Source organism: Bradyrhizobium sp., from assembly GCF_027307225.1.
GTDB lineage: Bacteria > Pseudomonadota > Alphaproteobacteria > Rhizobiales > Xanthobacteraceae > Bradyrhizobium.
The window spans coordinates 1-14369 of the sequence record NZ_DAHUXJ010000068.1; the positions used below are offsets into that span (position 1 = coordinate 1).

Below are 14369 nucleotides of genomic sequence, written 5' to 3' on the forward strand. Positions count from 1 at the left end.
GAGGGCTAACCCGGCAGCAATATCCATGGCATGACCAGGCTGGCGGAACCGTCCACGCTTTCCGGCTCCTCCGAAACTCAACAACGAAGGCGACAGATCACGAGCTACAAAAATACGACATCTTCACCCGCTACGGACAGACGTCTGATCGCAAGCCGGCGCCTGTCAGTCGACCGGGGACATAACTGCCTTTCGATCGGCGGCGTCCTTATCGTCTGGGACCTCACGCTCACCTTCGCCCGCCGGCGCAGCCGGCAGGATTAGAGCCCGGCCTTGATTGCTCAAAGCCGGGCTCGCAACTGCTCCAGTGCGTTATCTTCGTCCAACTCAGCTCGTCGCGGCGGCCGGGCGAGCGACGCTAACCACGGAGCCGGCGGCATCATGGGCAGGCGTGCCGCGCAATTTTTCGCGATAGGCGGGATGCTCCGTTCCCATCATCCGGTCCCACCAGGTGAAGTAGAGACCGTAGTTGTGATGGAAGGTCGCGTGATGGAGATCGTGATGGGTGGTCGCGTTGATCCATCCGAACCAGCGGCTGTCGGCGAGCGAGCGCGGCATCAGTTCGACGCCGGCGTGGCCCATGACGTTGCGGACGATCATGAAGGCCATGAACAGGAACAGGCCGAGCGCATGCATCGGCACGAACCACAGCCACAGTGGCGTGAACGTCGCCATCAACATCGCTTCGGGAATGTCAAAGGCGTAGGCCGCAAAGGGCGTCGGCGTGACCGAGCGATGATGCGTGCGATGGAAATAAGGATAGAGACGCGGCTGGTGCATCAGCCGGTGGGTCCAGTAGAAGTAGGCGTCATGCGCGACGATGATCCCGGCCAGGCTGACCGCGAGATAACCGATGCCGGCCTTGTCGAAATCCATGTAGATCGTGAAGACGCCGTGGATTGCGCCGTAGACGATAGCCGCGCCATTCAGCGAGAAGATGACGCCGGTCCGCAGCGAGGCCAGGATTTCGCGGCGAATGTCGGCAGTGGTGGCCCAGCGCGCCTGGATCTTGCGGCGCCTAAGGCCGAAATTCCAGAACAGCTTCAGGATCAGCGCCAGTCCGCCGGCCGCAACCACGTAGCGGCCGACGTCGAGAAAGAGGTTGGGGGACCAGATTTGCCAGAAACTGGCGAGTAGCTCGAGAATGGTCTGCATCGGAACACTCCGTTTGGGGATCGAAAACCGGTACGATCCTGAACGGAGGCACGGCGATGGGCTCGCCGAAGCTTGCAAAATGGTTGGCCGAATTCGAAATCGGCCAGCCGATTCCTGAAGAGAACGCCCTATGCGGCCGCCAATCGGCCATTCTGACCTAGTGTGGCGGTTCAGAAGTCCGCATCGTTTGTGCCACGGGTCCGTCATGCGGACTTCTGAACCAAAGCCACACTAGTGGTCCGATTCTAACATTCGCATCCCATCTCAGCGGCCACTTTTGCGAATGTTAGAATCAAAGGACCACTAGCAAATATAGGTTTCTAGTGGAGTTTTGGATTTGACATTCGCCTGACGAACCCGCGGCCAAGTGGGTAGCGAATGTCAAATCCACTCCACTAGATTAATAGGTTTGGCTAGTGTCCTTTCGATTCCGAAGTTCGAAAACGTGGCTCCGAAAAATGCGACGAACTTCGGAATCGGGACACTAGCTGTTCGCGCCTGAACTCGCTCGGGGTCATGCCGGTCCTGGACTTGAAGGCCCGGTTGAAGGGGCCGAGCGACTGGAAACCGGCGTCCAGCGCAATGGTGAGAATCGGCACCGCCTCCTGCGCCGGATCGGCCAGTGCCGCGGCGACCTCGTCCAGACGATAGCCGTTGAGAAAGGCATTGAAGTTGCGATGGCCGAGCCGCTGATTGATCAGGCGCCGCAGCGCGTGTTCGGCGATGCCAAGCCTCCCGGCAAGACCGCCGATCGACAGCCCCTCCTCGCGGTAGGCCCGGTCGTGCTCCATCAACCGGCGCAATGCGAGAAGCATCGGCGCTCCCTCATCGTCGGATTGCCCAACAACACCCGCCGCCGCCGCCGGCCGGCGCGGTGTGACCGCAAGCGGTTGCGGCTCCGACTGATCAAATGGAATCAGCGATCCGTCGCGATTGACCACAAACAGAGCGGCCGCGAACACCATCACGATCGCCAGAACGCCGGCGCTGATCGCCATCCCCAGTGCCGGACCGCCGCTGCCGCCCGGGTAGAGAATCTCCGATGCAATAATCGCCGTTGCATAGAAGGCGATGACGACCACCAGCATGCCGCGCAATCGCCGGCGTTGTTCGACGAGATCGAGCGACCGCTCGGCCAGCGCATACCAGGCGCCCACCGCATTGCAGGCGAGTCCGACGGTGCTGAAGCCGATGCGGGCGGCGGGCGTGCCGATCCACAAACAGGAAGCCCCAACCGCCACGACCGCGAGCCAGGCGAGCCCCTGCCACCAGGAAGGCTTGAAGTCGTCGTCGAACAGAGCGGCCGCAAACAGACAGAAGACGACCGGATTGCCCATCGCAACGAAGCGCAGCGGCAGCAGCCAGGCGGGCAGTCCCGCGGCAAATTCCGAGGCCGAGACGACCGCGTAGCAGGCAACCCCAAGGGCAAAGAACGCGGCGAACCGCGCGGCTGCAATCTGCCGCGCGTCGCGCACCAGGAGCACCGCGAGCAAAATCAACAGGAATACCGCTCCTCCGCGCAATGCTGCTTCGAAAACGGCCACGTCCGGCTCCCCAGGATTTTTCCGCGCGAGACTTAGCAAATTCGCTCGATCAGGGCGAGGACTTCGGAAATGCGGTATTGTGGCGCAGACGCCACAAGAATTTTGAACGATCCCCACCATGTCTCCGCAAACATCGGAGACAGCAATGCCGCTCGGGACAATCCTAACCAAGCAAGCCTCAACACCCTTACGCAGCTTCATGCCGAGCTGGCCGGCAAGATCGAAGGCAACCGCAAGCAGGGTGACAAGCTCCGAATGCAGATGATGCAGGTCGAGGCCGTCATGAAGATGCTCAATCCGGAAGTGAACCTGCGGGCCATCGCGGTCAAACGGCGCAACCAAGGCAATCCCTGGTTCAAGCATGGCACATTATACAGGGCCGTACTGGACGTGCTCAGGACCGCAGAGAAGCCCATGACGGCGCGGCAGATGATATGGACGCGGTTCTGGAAGGCCGGGAGCCCAAGGCCACCCGCAAGCAGGAGATAGACGTTCAAGCGGCCATCCAGTCCGCTGATGCGGAATAGGTCCGGGATCGGTTGAGGCCGTGCCGCCTGCGTCGGGGATGGGGCCCGTGGGAAGGCGGCTAGTTGGCTAGTCGGCGGGAATCGCTGTCACACAGGTTAACGGGGGAAAATCCCCAAAATTGACCTGAACCGGAGCTGTACTCACAGCGACACACAATTAAAATTAACTTTGATCCATAGGGCGTTAACGCCCTAGAAGGAACAAACACCAATACTATGTCTTGTCTTTCGACTTGTCAGCGATGGAGCCACTGGTAAGGTGTTCCTGCCGGTGGGGATAGGCAAATGTCATTCGCAATGAAGAAGCAGGGGCCGCAAGAGCGGGCTCCGCAGGTTGCTGTTCAAATCCATGTTGGCCGCGACGCCGTCAACAATGCCTCTCGGCAAACGAGCGAAACGATCAACCAAATGACTGATCAAATTGCTCGTGAAATTTCAAAACAGCTGCAAGAAAAATAATAGCCTTACGGCGGGCAGCTAGGGGGCGGTTGCTACCGCGTTCATTCGCATGCCAAAGCCGTTGTATGTGCTGGCCTTTGAGCATTTCAAAAACAACCACGGTGATACCCTAACCGGGTACGTCGCCTTCGGCATGTACATTGATTCCGAATGTAAGTGGGCAGAGTCTCAGCCTGCTTGGCCCACCCACGGCAAATATAAGGAATGGTACGATTGCTATGTCCCGCACGGCATCGCTGCCCATACTGAAAAAGCTACCGATGTCTTGCAGGATTTTGCCAACAACATCGTAGAGCAAGAGCGTGTCGCCTTCCTTGAGGCCGCCTTGCAAGAGTACAAAGCCGAGGCGGCAAAATCCAAAAAGGGCTTTTGGGATGGCGTGCGAGAAGCTTTTATGGGAGCTGCTTGCTGGACTATATTTTTGATTGCGATGGCCTTCGTAATCAAATTGGTTAAGCCAGATTTCTATGAAATTCTCGGACGCGTGTTGGGCGGCTAATCAATATGCCGCTGCCAATAGCCAGTGAAGTCCACTGACTTGCCGCGCTTCATCGCAAGCGCGGCAATCCGGTTCACCTGATCCCCGTTCGAGACGCGTGCGTTGCGGCGCCTGGAATTAGAACAAGTTGTTTTGGATGAAATCTAGGTTAGGGCTTCCTTCGCATAGTGCGACGTGCAAAAAATGCCAAACGCAACTACGGCAAGCCCACCGATGACAGAAACGATAGCCAGCGCAAATGCGGCAGCTTCAACCCTGTTTCTCGGCCATAACGGCGAATGGTGGGATTCTTCGCTGATATTGGCAGTGATATTCGCCGCACTAGCTGGCGTTGCCGTCGGCATCACGACTGCTGGTTCAATCGTCTCCCATAAAAGGGAGACATCGGCGGCAGAGGATGCGCTAGAAAAATATAAATTGGAAACAGGGGGTAAAATTTCCGATTCAAATGCTCGCGCCGCAGACGCAAATGCCCGCGCCCTTGAAGCTAAGTTAGAGTTGGCAAAACTGACCACTCCGCGACGATTAACAGTAGAGCAAAAGGCCTCCATTGCCGAACGTATGAAAGGTTTCCAGCATATAGCATTTGCTATGTCGGCGGTCGGGGCCGAGTCGATAGATTTTGCTAGCGATATTGCAGATGCGCTGAAGGCGGCTGACTGGCGCTGGATAAACTGGCCTCGGGGCGGTATCGTAACTAAACCGGCAGGTGGAAAGCCAGACGTGGGAATGGATATGCTAAGAGGCATCGAGACACATATTTCAAGCCCGTACCTACAGCCACTCGCTATCGAATTGTTCCATGCGCTGACTGACGCTGGATATAAGAATAGCTGGGTACTTGAACCGCCAACATCACCTATTGCGGAGTCTGCCCAACTTTCTACTCCAATCATAATTTTGATCGGCAGCAAAGACTAAACAATCCATCCACCTATACCGCGCATCGACCACTCCTTTCATGTGGTCGGTACTAGGTGCTCCCGCTTGTGGCGTTTGCGCCATAATACCGCGGAAATGTGCCAAGCCCGCGTCGCCGCCGCCAGAGGCGCTTTTTTGCGGAAATCGACTGCCCACCGGCTGACATGCACCGACAGTCCCGCGAAGGGTCAAACGTTAATCAAATCATAAAACCTGCCCGCTACCTTGCCGGGAAGTTTGTTTCAGCGGACTTTTTATTTTCGATCCAGGCGAGCTGCCAAAGCCGCCCCGATTTCTTGAAAGCCCCAGAGGCGTCGATGGAAACGGCAACGTTGCAGTTGCTCGCGGAATTGGATGCGACGGAGGGATGGCCCGCCGAGCGCTGGGCTGCCGTCCTGGATCGCACCGCGAAGCTGTTCCTGTGCAGCATTGAAAAGTTGTCGGCGTCCCAGATTGAGCTCTTCGACAGCGTCCTTGGCCGATTGATCGACCACGTCGATACGCAATCGTTGACCAAATTGAGCCAAAAACTCTCGGAGGCGAACTGCTCCTTGCCTCAGGTTACCCGCCGGCTTGCCTTCGACGGGAACGAGTCCGTCTGGGCGCCTGTTCTGAAGTCCGGAGGCGTCGCTCAAGGCGTTCTCCTCGAGGTCATCGCGTCGTCCGGCCTCGCCCACCACCTCGCGATTGCTTCCAGACATTCGATCGATCATTCGCTGAGCGATACATTGATACAACGCGGGCCGTCGGCCGTTCACCAGGCGTTGGCCGAAAACCGCGGGGCCCAAATGTCGGAAGCCGGCTGGGTCCGTCTCGCCGAGTTCGCACAGAACGACCCCAAGCTCGCGGAAAAACTCGCGCGCCGGAGGGACATGCCGGATTCGATCAAGCGAGAGATTCAAACCAGGCTCGAAGATGCGCAGATGCGGCTGCAGTCCTCGAGGCCACGCGCCATGCGCGACCAGATTGAAGACACCGTTGCGTCCAGGGCAACGTCCGGCATGCCCGATCCCGACCCGTCGGATCTGGCACGCGCTCAGGCCAGGATGGCGGAGGTCGCCCGCAAGGGCAAGCTGCGCGATTCCACCGTGAATCGCGCAGCGGCCGGCCGTGACTACCTCGATGTTGCCGCAGCGCTCGCCGTGCTGACGGGATCGCCGGCCAACGTCATCTGGGCCCTGATCGCCAGCGAGAAGATCGAAGGTCTCGTCCTGTCTTGCAAGGCGGGCAGATTGAGCTGGGGCACGACGAAGATGGTTGTCAGGAATCGCCCGGGCTTGCCGCCGGTCCCGGCAGAGGAACTCGCAAAAGCGCAGGAAACCTTCCAGTCGTTTTCCCTGTCTGCCGCGCAGCGCACCGTCCGGTTCTAGTGCGGTGAATTTGAAGTTCCTATCAGTTTCGCGGTAACCTCGTCATAGGAACTTCAAATTCTAAACCGCACTAGAATCATATAATTGGCTAGTGCTCCTTTGATTCCGAAGTTCGTAAACGTGGAGCCGCAATGTGATACGAACTTCGGAATCGGAGCACTAGTACCGCCTATTTACTCATGGTGATGGCCGCCTCACGGCCATGAGGCGGCCTTTGGCAAGCGCCGCCGCTCGCTTTCGTCGGCTTGTTCATCCGCCAGAACACCGTCCTCGATCCTGACGATGCGATCGGCGAACGAAACGATGCGGGGATCGTGGGTGACGACGAGCACCGCCCGGTCGCGCTTGTGAGCTGCGTCCACAAGAATGCGCATGATGGCGCGACCGCTGTCGCCGTCGAGCGCCGAAGTCGGCTCGTCGGCGAGAATGACAGAAGGATTGGCGACAAAGGCGCGGGCGATCGCAACCCGTTGCTGTTCGCCGCCGCTTAAAGAGTCGGGCAGCGACTTCGCCTTTTGGTCGAGCCCGACAAGCGCGAGCGCATCGCGCGATTTTCGCGCGGCGTCCCGGCCGTGATGGCCGCGAATATCGAGCGCGAGCTGGACATTTTGCCGGGCCGTCATGGTCGGGAACAGATGATAGGACTGGAATACGAAGCCGATATGGTCGCGGCGGATTCGGGCGAGAGCTTCCTTGTCGGCATCCGAAGTCGCGGTGCCGCAAACGGTCACCCTGCCCGCGCTCGGCGTCAACATGCAGCCGAGGATCAGAAGCAGCGTGGTCTTGCCGCTGCCGGACGGCCCCATCAGGAGCGTCAGCTCGCCCTTGCGCAGAGCGAGGTCGACGCCACGCAACGCCTGCACCTCCCCGGCGCCTTTGCCGAGCGTCTTCCTGATTTCCCTGGCATCGATAATGATGTCGTTCATCGCATGAAAACCGAGGCAGGATCGATACGAACGACGCGGATGATGGCCACGAAGCCCGAGGCCACGCACATGACGACCGTGAGAACGAACAGCGCGGCCATCAGCCACGGCGTGATCACGATCGGAAGCGCGCTTCTTTCGGTCATCCTGACCACCACGTAACCGATCGCACCGGCCATGATGAAGCCGACCACCGCGTTAAACAGTGCCTGATAGATAATGACGCCGTAGATGTAGTTGTTCGACGAGCCCATTGCGCGGAGCGTGGCAAATTCGCTCAGGTGATCCTTGGTCGAGGAATAGAGCGTCTGCGCCACGATCACGGTGCCGACGATCACCCCGAGAATGGCGCCGGCAAACAGCGCCGCGCCGGCGCCAGTGCCGAACAGCCAGAAGGATCGGCTGCGCTTGCGGAATTCGGCCGTGGTGAGCACCTCGACGTCGTTACCGACACGGTCGCGGATCGCCTGCACCGCCTTGGTGCGATCGGCGTCGGGCTTGAGGCGAACGAGCAGATCGCTCGCCTTGCTCGGAAACATGCCGGTATAGAAGCGGGAGTCTTTCTGATCGACGAACACATAGGGCGTGGTGGTGAACGAGCGGATGCCGTCGGTCACCGCAACCACCTTGACCTTGTGACCATGGATCTCCGCGGCATCGCCGAGCTTCTTGATCCCGAGCCGGTCGAAATAGGTGCGGTCGACCGCAACAGCGCCCCATTGCGAGAGCGAGCGGACGTCGCCTTCGACCACGTTCCAGGGCTGTAGCCCTCCGGCCTTCACGTCAGAGCCGACGATGAAGACCGGCGTGACCTCGCCCGAGTCGAGCCGCCAGTCGGAGAAGCCGATCACGAGCGGCACCACGGAGGCGACACCGTCTGCGGCAGCGACCTTCTCGCGCAGCTTGACGTCGAGCTGCGACGGATCCTCAAAGCACTTCGCGCCTTTGGGCAGCACCCAGAGATCGGCATTGGCGTGATCGATCATGGTCGAGACCATGTGACCGAAGCCGAGGAAAAGGCCCATCTGGATCATCACCAGCACCACCGAGAACACGATCCCGATCAGCGTCGCGACCAAGCGCAGCCGGTCGTGAAGGAGGTTGCGCGTGGCAAGCGTCATGACCAGAGACATCTAACCTCATTCCCTCATCGTGTCTGGTCAACGACCACGCCGTCGCGCGGAATGGCCGAATGCCGCAGTGCAGGACCCTTGAATGCAGCCTTCAAGCGCGGCCCGACGATCGCGCTGGCGCCGGCGCTTGTCAGCCAGCTTAGCATCAGCGCGGCCGAGAAGACGATGATCATCTTGAACACGGCGTTCAATGGCGCGCCGACCAGCGCATATCCCAGCCACAGCACGAAGACATAATGCACTAGATAGATGCCGTAGGCGTTCGCCGACAGGCTATCGAGCAGGTGGTCGCGCGCGCGCAACAGCCGCAGCGCGATTCCGAGATAGGCCATCACGCCGGCCGCGCTGGCAAAGGGAAAGGCAGCCGCCGCCGCCAGCCGCTCAACCAGCGGACTCGCGTTCCAGTCCGGCAAGGTCAGCGATGTCAAACCGCCCCAGGCGCACATGCAGATCGTGGCACCCGCAAGCCAGGCGAGCCAGTACCTGGCGATGGGCCCGTCGTTGCGCAACAGGCTGCGTTCGCAGCCATAGGCGCCGATGGCAAAGCCGGCAAAGAAATAAACGAGATAGTGCAAGGGACGACTATATTGGAACGAGATCGGCCCGACATTGCTCCAGGCCCAGGGCGTGAAGATCATCGCCAGCGGAATATAGGCGAGCGCCGAGAATCCGGTCAGGCACGCGACGAAGACGAGCGGTCTCTTGCCTAGCCGACCGGCCCAACGGCTCAAGGCCTCACCCCAGCGAGGCGCGAAGCCATACAGCGCGGAGGCGAGCGCGCTGAGCACGAACAGCTGCCATAGAAACCATTGCGGGCCGGAGGGCCACATCGGAAGCTTGCGCCAGTGCTGCCAGAACGCCGATAGCGACGGGTCGACTGCCGTGAGGCGATACGAGGCATAGTAGGCAAGCGGGCTGAGGATCGCGACCGCCAGCACAAAGGGAAGGCCGATCCGCCACCACCGATCGGCGAGATAGCGAAACGCACCCTTGCGTCCAAGACTTGCCGGCGCAAACAGGCCGGCGAGGAAAAACATCAGGGGCATCAGGCTGATGTCCTGCCAGGCGCAAAAAAGGTCAAAGCCGAACCAGCGCTGCTGATCGATGATCGGGAACGCCACCCAGCGATAGGGTTCGGCATCAAAAGCAAAGGGGTGCGGGGGTTGCGATGCAAGATAAGGCAGCGCCGAATGAAAGGCGACCACGATCAGGATGACCACTGCGCGCAGATTGCTGAACGGCACATTTACATTCGAGTTCATGTCGCGCCACGGGAAATAATTTCAGGTGCTGAAAATCCAACCGCGAGGCCACACTGTTGGTTCCAAGGGCGACTTTCCCGCGACGGCATATCGACAAGCTCGAGACCGAGCGATGACGGGCCTGGGGCGCGGTGAGCACAGCGCTGATGTCCCGGACGCGGGTGCAGCGTGCAACGCCGCTCCGCACAGCCGGGACCTAGTGGAGTGGATTTGACATTCGCTACCCACCTAGCCGCAAACTCGGAAAGCGAATGTCAAATCCTAAACTCCACTAGAAACATATCCTTGCTAGTGGTCCTATGATTCTAACATTCGCAAAGGTGCCCGCTGAGAAGGGATGCGAATGTTAGAATCGGACCACTAGTGTCGTGGATTATGGGCCCCGGATCCGCAAACCACCGCTCCGCCTTCGCTACGCGCTGCGTAGCATCCGGGGAAAGGGGTCCGCGCGCCCCTATTCGTCTTCCGAGTCGTCTTCGTCGTCGACCTTGCCGCGGTGCCTGCGCGAAGACGCGGTCTTGCCGAGCGATCCCGTCACCGCCGGTTCGCGCGAGGCATAGGGGTTGCGTCGCATGACGCGTGCGGCGACTTCCTCGCCGGAGACCGCCGCCGGCTCGCAGATCAGTCGCCTCGAGGCACGGCGCATCAGGTCCACGTGGATGTGGTCGTAATGATAGGCGTTGGAGCCTGGCGCGAGCACGGTGGTGAATTGCTGGCACGCGCCGGCCTCGACGTCGCGCAGAAATCCCTGCTCTTCCGGCAGACCGTGCCAGCCGTCCTTCACCGTGACACGGCGGCCGTCGGCGAATGTGAAGGCGGCGATGTCGAGCGCGTTGCCGAAAGCGTGTTCGGAAATGCGCGCGTTGGGATTGCCGTTCATGCCGCGGCAGGAATAGGCGGAGATTTGCTTGATCTCGACTACGCGGCTACCGAACCAGCGCTGCGCCGCCGGCTGCACGGTGTCGGCGAACCAGCGATCGAGCACCGAGACGATTGGACATGCGAGCGTTGCTGCGGGCTTGACCGCAACGGGACCGGCGACAACGGGCTCCATCGCTCCCGGACCCAACCGCGGCGGCGGCTGATACGAAGGATAAGCCGGGGCGGATGACATCGGCGCCTCGCCACGCTCCGGCAAGGTCGGCGCATAACGGTCGCGCGAGTAGGACGGCGGCGGCGGCGCATACGGCGAAGAAGGCCCGGCCTGCCAGCCCGGCGGCACGCCTTCGCTCGGCAGGCGGATGCCATCCTGATCCGGCGCCACGCTGGGCGCGCGCAGCGAGACCGGACCCGACGGCGCTCCGTATTCGCCCGCGCCGTAGCCCGCTCCGCCGGAGTTGGGCGCAGGATATGGCTGCTGCCGATAATAAGACGATGGGGGCGGCGGTTGAGGCGGCTGGCCGACCGGCCAGCGCGGCTGGTTGCCGATGGAAGCCGGTGGACGAAGATCGTCATCAGCAAAGCCGAACGTCGAGGTGCTTTCGCCGATCGCGGAAACTTTCAACGGAAAATCGGCACCGCAGGCACCGGGCCCTGAAATCGGGCTAATCCGAACGATATCAGGACCTTCCTTGACTGCGCCGGATTTCAGGCAGGCGGCCTCGGCCTCGGCCCGCCACGGCTCGCGTTCCTCGGAAAAAAATCCGCGGCCGCAGCCTGCCAACGATACAAGGACGAAGGAGCCGACGAGAAACCAACAAACTCCGCGCGTCATGCGCGAGAACTTCAACCAATTTATTTAAGGACTCATCAACGTCTTGATTTCACGACTCTTTAACCACGCCGCGGCCGATGCTGCGCCGCGGGGGTGCGGTGCATGGACAGCAGCGCTGACTTTTTCGTCAATGAGTGAGTCGCTAGCTTTTGACGTTAGCGCTGGTTGAGCTTGAGTGACTTCGACGCGACCTTTGGAGCAACCCACCCTTGGAGCATCAAATGGCCCTTCGTCCCTTCGTCAGTCAGCTGAGCGTGGTGACGGCGTACCTCGCATTTGCCTTTGTCGGCGCGATCGTGTTGGGCGTGTTCTGACCTCATCCGGTCATTCGGTTTCGAAAACCGGCGGGTCTTTGACCCGCCGGTTTTTTGCGCCGAGGAGCCGCGTGCAATCGCCGGCCTCCCTGACGCGGACGTTCATGCCGCGTTCAGCCGATACCGGCCTCAATTGTTTAAATACATTTCTTGCTGCATCAGTGGCTCTTTGGGCAGGGCGGATTTCCAAAACATGCATCTTTCAACGACGACCCCGCATCATCGCGGATCCAGCGCGGCACGACGGTGGTCGCGGGTGCTTGCGATACTGTCAGGCGTTGCGCTCGCAGGTCTTGCGCTGGCCGGTCCGGCGCTGGCCTATCCCGCACCGGATGCAACGGATGTCGACATCATACTGCCGTTGGCGAGCGCAATCGGTGCCCAAATCCAACTGGCGCAGGCGCAGCCGCCAGCGCCTTCACCTGCCCCCGCTGCGGCTTCCTCGCAGCCGGCTTCTTCCACCCAGCCCGCCGCATCGGACGAGCCGATCGGCAATGTCGCGACGCTGACAGGCACGGCAAGCGTCATCCGCAACCAGAACACGCTTCCGCTCAAGTTGAAGGATGACATCTACCTCAATGACGTGTTGGTGACATTTACCGATTCCACGCTCGGCGTCACCTTCAACGATGCCACGACCTTCAACCTCACCGCCAGCGCCTCCATCAAGGTCGACGACTTTGTCTATCAGGAGGGCGGCCAGCAGAACTCGGCGCTGTTCGACGTCACCAAGGGCACCGTCGCCTTTGTCGCCTCCGCCGTCGCCAAGACCGGCAACATGAAAATCGCAACGCCGACCGCAACGCTGGGCATTCGCGGCACCACCGGACTTGTCGAGGTGAATGGCGCCGGCGGCGGCGCGCATAACATCAAGCTCTATCCCGATCCGGACGGCCATGTCGGCATCATCGAGGTGACCGATCGCAATGGCGTGCGGCTCGGCACGCTCACACGAGGCGCGAGCGGCTTCACCATCCGCGCCGGCGCCGGCGGCCGCATCACCGCCGCGCCGCTGACGATTTCGCCGCGAGAGGCCGCGCGCGACCAGGGCATCGTGCGCCAGGTGCATGCGGCGCAGAATATCGGCCGCCAGGTCGTGAGCGAACAACGCGCGCTGCGGCGCGCCAACCCGAACCGAAACAACAACCAGCGTAATGCTCCGGCTCGGCCCGGCCAGCAGCGGCAGAACAATCTGCAGCAACGTCCGGGTGGCCCGCAGCAACATGCTTTGCCCAACAACCGCAGCGGCCAACAAGGCCGGCCGGGCGAGCCGAACCGCGCGACGGAGCAAGGGAAGCCGGGTCAACCAAATCGCGCCGGCCAGCCGGGTCAACCCGGTCAGCCGAATCGCGCGACCGGGCAAGTGCGGCCCCAACAACCGCCCGGCGCGCAGCGGCCCAATGCGCCGGCGCTGCGCCAGGGCGGATTGCCGAACCGCCCCGCCGCACCCCGCCGTCCACCGCCGCCACGGAAACCGCCGAAGGAGAAGCGGCGGTAGGATTTCTGGTGCCGCCGTCCTTCGAGACGCATCGCTCACCGCGATGCTCCTTAAGGACGAGGTTGAGAGCAAGACCCTCATGGTGAGGAGCCGCGTCCTTACGCGGCGTCTCGAACCATGAGGCCAATCGTTATCCCATCTTCCGCAATAGCGGCTGCCCGGCCTTGATGCGCACGCCTTCGCGCACGTTGGGGCAGAACTCGAAACGACCCGGCGTCAGCACGATGATGGTCGAGCCGTGCTCGAACCAGCCGAGTTCATCGCCCTTCTTCACCGTCGCGTCACAAGGATAGACGGTGGGCGCTTGAGTTTGTGCATTCAACGTCCGATCGATGCAGTGAAGGCGGAGGCTCGCGACCAGGATGGCCGCAACCGGAACAATCGTCAGCGCTTCGCCCGAGGGGAGACGGGTTTCGATCACCGCGCGCTCGTTCTTGCAGAACAGCTTTTCGACGCGCTTGAGCGCGATCGGATTGACGTTCCAGGTATCGCCACTGATGAAAGTGACGCGTTCGACCCTGAAATCCGCCGGCGCGTGGAAGCGGTGATACATGCTCGAGGTCAGCCGCAAGGTGACGAAGCGGCCGTTGCGGTGGGTTTCGACCAGTTCGGGCATGCCCAGGAGATCGAGCAGCGAATAATTCGCGCCCTTGATCTGGAACAACTCGGTGTCCTCGATCGCGCCATGCGCGCCGATGATCGCATCGCTCGGGCTTGTGACGATTGCAGGGTCAGGATCGAACGGACGCAGGCCATCCTTCAGTTCGCGCGTGAAACAATCGTGCAGGCTCCTGAACTCGGCCTTTTTGGCCTCCGCGAGATCGAGGTCCGAAAACAGCCGCCAGAGCGCAATCGAGGCGGCGCAGACATAGGGATTTTCGATTTTGCTGAACCAGCCCATGAAGCGCGTCACAGCCGCGCGCGGAATCCGGTTGGTCAGGAGGAAGTTAAGATCCTCCTGCTCGCTCACGGCTGCGATCAGGCCTTTGACTGTCATGAATCTGTTAGATCGAGGCGCTAGTGTGGCGATTCAAAAGTCCGCATCAT

The 14369-nt window shown here is 60.9% G+C and carries 13 protein-coding genes; 6 read left to right on the plus strand and 7 right to left on the minus strand.

All coding sequences use genetic code 11. The features are described 5' to 3' along the window. Window positions 1-327: 327 nt before the first annotated feature. Entirely contained in the window at window positions 328-1155 is an 828-nt protein-coding gene (locus tag M6D32_RS11615; protein ID WP_298256153.1) for a sterol desaturase family protein, read from the minus strand. 413 nt (window positions 1156-1568) lie between these two features. Beyond that, complete coding sequence (locus M6D32_RS11620) at window positions 1569-2699, minus strand: AraC family transcriptional regulator (protein ID WP_298256155.1); 1131 nt, start codon at window positions 2697-2699, stop codon at window positions 1569-1571. Between the two features lie 102 nt (window positions 2700-2801). Here M6D32_RS11620 and M6D32_RS11625 point away from each other — a divergent pair, with 102 nt between their 5' ends. From M6D32_RS11625 to M6D32_RS11645, 5 genes are all read left to right on the plus strand, one after another. Further along, on the plus strand, window positions 2802-3188 hold the full coding sequence (locus M6D32_RS11625) for a hypothetical protein (protein ID WP_298256158.1): 387 nt from the start codon (window positions 2802-2804) through the stop codon (window positions 3186-3188). Between the two features lie 323 nt (window positions 3189-3511). Continuing rightward, window positions 3512-3685 carry a hypothetical protein gene (locus M6D32_RS11630; RefSeq protein WP_298256160.1) on the plus strand — a complete coding sequence of 58 codons (174 nt, stop codon included), beginning with the start codon at window positions 3512-3514 and terminating at the stop codon, window positions 3683-3685. A 49-nt stretch (window positions 3686-3734) separates the two neighbouring features. After that, window positions 3735-4184: a hypothetical protein gene (locus M6D32_RS11635; RefSeq protein ID WP_298256162.1), complete on the plus strand. Its 450-nt coding sequence runs from the start codon at window positions 3735-3737 to the stop codon at window positions 4182-4184. Window positions 4185-4397: 213 nt separating this feature from the next. Continuing rightward, window positions 4398-5105, plus strand: coding sequence for a hypothetical protein (locus M6D32_RS11640; RefSeq protein ID WP_298256164.1), 708 nt, complete (start codon window positions 4398-4400; stop codon window positions 5103-5105). A 317-nt stretch (window positions 5106-5422) separates the two neighbouring features. Then, window positions 5423-6475, plus strand: coding sequence for a DUF2336 domain-containing protein (locus tag M6D32_RS11645; protein ID WP_298256166.1), 1053 nt, complete (start codon window positions 5423-5425; stop codon window positions 6473-6475). 194 nt (window positions 6476-6669) lie between these two features. Here M6D32_RS11645 and M6D32_RS11650 read toward each other — a convergent pair whose 3' ends face one another. The 4 genes from M6D32_RS11650 to M6D32_RS11665 all read right to left on the minus strand — a co-directional run bounded on the left by M6D32_RS11650 (window position 6670) and on the right by M6D32_RS11665 (window position 11510). Next, window positions 6670-7401, minus strand: a complete 732-nt coding sequence (locus tag M6D32_RS11650; protein ID WP_298256168.1) for an ABC transporter ATP-binding protein — start codon at window positions 7399-7401, stop codon at window positions 6670-6672. Further along, on the minus strand, window positions 7398-8534 hold the full coding sequence (locus tag M6D32_RS11655; protein WP_298256170.1) for an FtsX-like permease family protein: 1137 nt from the start codon (window positions 8532-8534) through the stop codon (window positions 7398-7400). The genes M6D32_RS11650 and M6D32_RS11655 overlap by 4 nt, the downstream gene beginning before the upstream one ends. A 14-nt stretch (window positions 8535-8548) precedes the next feature. Next, window positions 8549-9796, minus strand: coding sequence for an acyltransferase (locus M6D32_RS11660; RefSeq protein WP_298256172.1), 1248 nt, complete (start codon window positions 9794-9796; stop codon window positions 8549-8551). A gap of 454 nt (window positions 9797-10250) precedes the next feature. Beyond that, entirely contained in the window at window positions 10251-11510 is a 1260-nt protein-coding gene (locus M6D32_RS11665; protein ID WP_298256174.1) for an extensin family protein, read from the minus strand. Window positions 11511-12017: 507 nt separating this feature from the next. Between M6D32_RS11665 and M6D32_RS11670 the strand changes: the two genes are divergently transcribed. Then, window positions 12018-13322: a FecR domain-containing protein gene (locus M6D32_RS11670; RefSeq protein ID WP_298256177.1), complete on the plus strand. Its 1305-nt coding sequence runs from the start codon at window positions 12018-12020 to the stop codon at window positions 13320-13322. Between the two features lie 130 nt (window positions 13323-13452). Here M6D32_RS11670 and asd read toward each other — a convergent pair whose 3' ends face one another. Then, entirely contained in the window at window positions 13453-14319 is an 867-nt protein-coding gene (asd, locus tag M6D32_RS11675; protein ID WP_298256179.1) for an archaetidylserine decarboxylase, read from the minus strand. Window positions 14320-14369 lie beyond the last annotated feature (50 nt).

Bases quoted from the DNA above. Each gene is read 5' to 3' on its own strand.
- M6D32_RS11635 (WP_298256162.1), top strand. From the start codon at position 3,735: ATGCCAAAGCCGTTGTATGTGCTGGCCTTTGAGCATTTCAAAAACAAC.
- M6D32_RS11655 (WP_298256170.1), bottom strand. From the start codon at position 8,534: ATGTCTCTGGTCATGACGCTTGCCACGCGCAACCTCCTTCACGACCGG.
- M6D32_RS11615 (WP_298256153.1), bottom strand. From the start codon at position 1,155: ATGCAGACCATTCTCGAGCTACTCGCCAGTTTCTGGCAAATCTGGTCC.
- M6D32_RS11640 (WP_298256164.1), top strand. From the start codon at position 4,398: ATGACAGAAACGATAGCCAGCGCAAATGCGGCAGCTTCAACCCTGTTT.
- asd (WP_298256179.1), bottom strand. From the start codon at position 14,319: ATGACAGTCAAAGGCCTGATCGCAGCCGTGAGCGAGCAGGAGGATCTT.
- M6D32_RS11670 (WP_298256177.1), top strand. From the start codon at position 12,018: ATGCATCTTTCAACGACGACCCCGCATCATCGCGGATCCAGCGCGGCA.
- M6D32_RS11660 (WP_298256172.1), bottom strand. From the start codon at position 9,796: ATGAACTCGAATGTAAATGTGCCGTTCAGCAATCTGCGCGCAGTGGTC.
- M6D32_RS11630 (WP_298256160.1), top strand. From the start codon at position 3,512: ATGTCATTCGCAATGAAGAAGCAGGGGCCGCAAGAGCGGGCTCCGCAG.
- M6D32_RS11645 (WP_298256166.1), top strand. From the start codon at position 5,423: ATGGAAACGGCAACGTTGCAGTTGCTCGCGGAATTGGATGCGACGGAG.
- M6D32_RS11665 (WP_298256174.1), bottom strand. From the start codon at position 11,510: ATGACGCGCGGAGTTTGTTGGTTTCTCGTCGGCTCCTTCGTCCTTGTA.
- M6D32_RS11650 (WP_298256168.1), bottom strand. From the start codon at position 7,401: ATGAACGACATCATTATCGATGCCAGGGAAATCAGGAAGACGCTCGGC.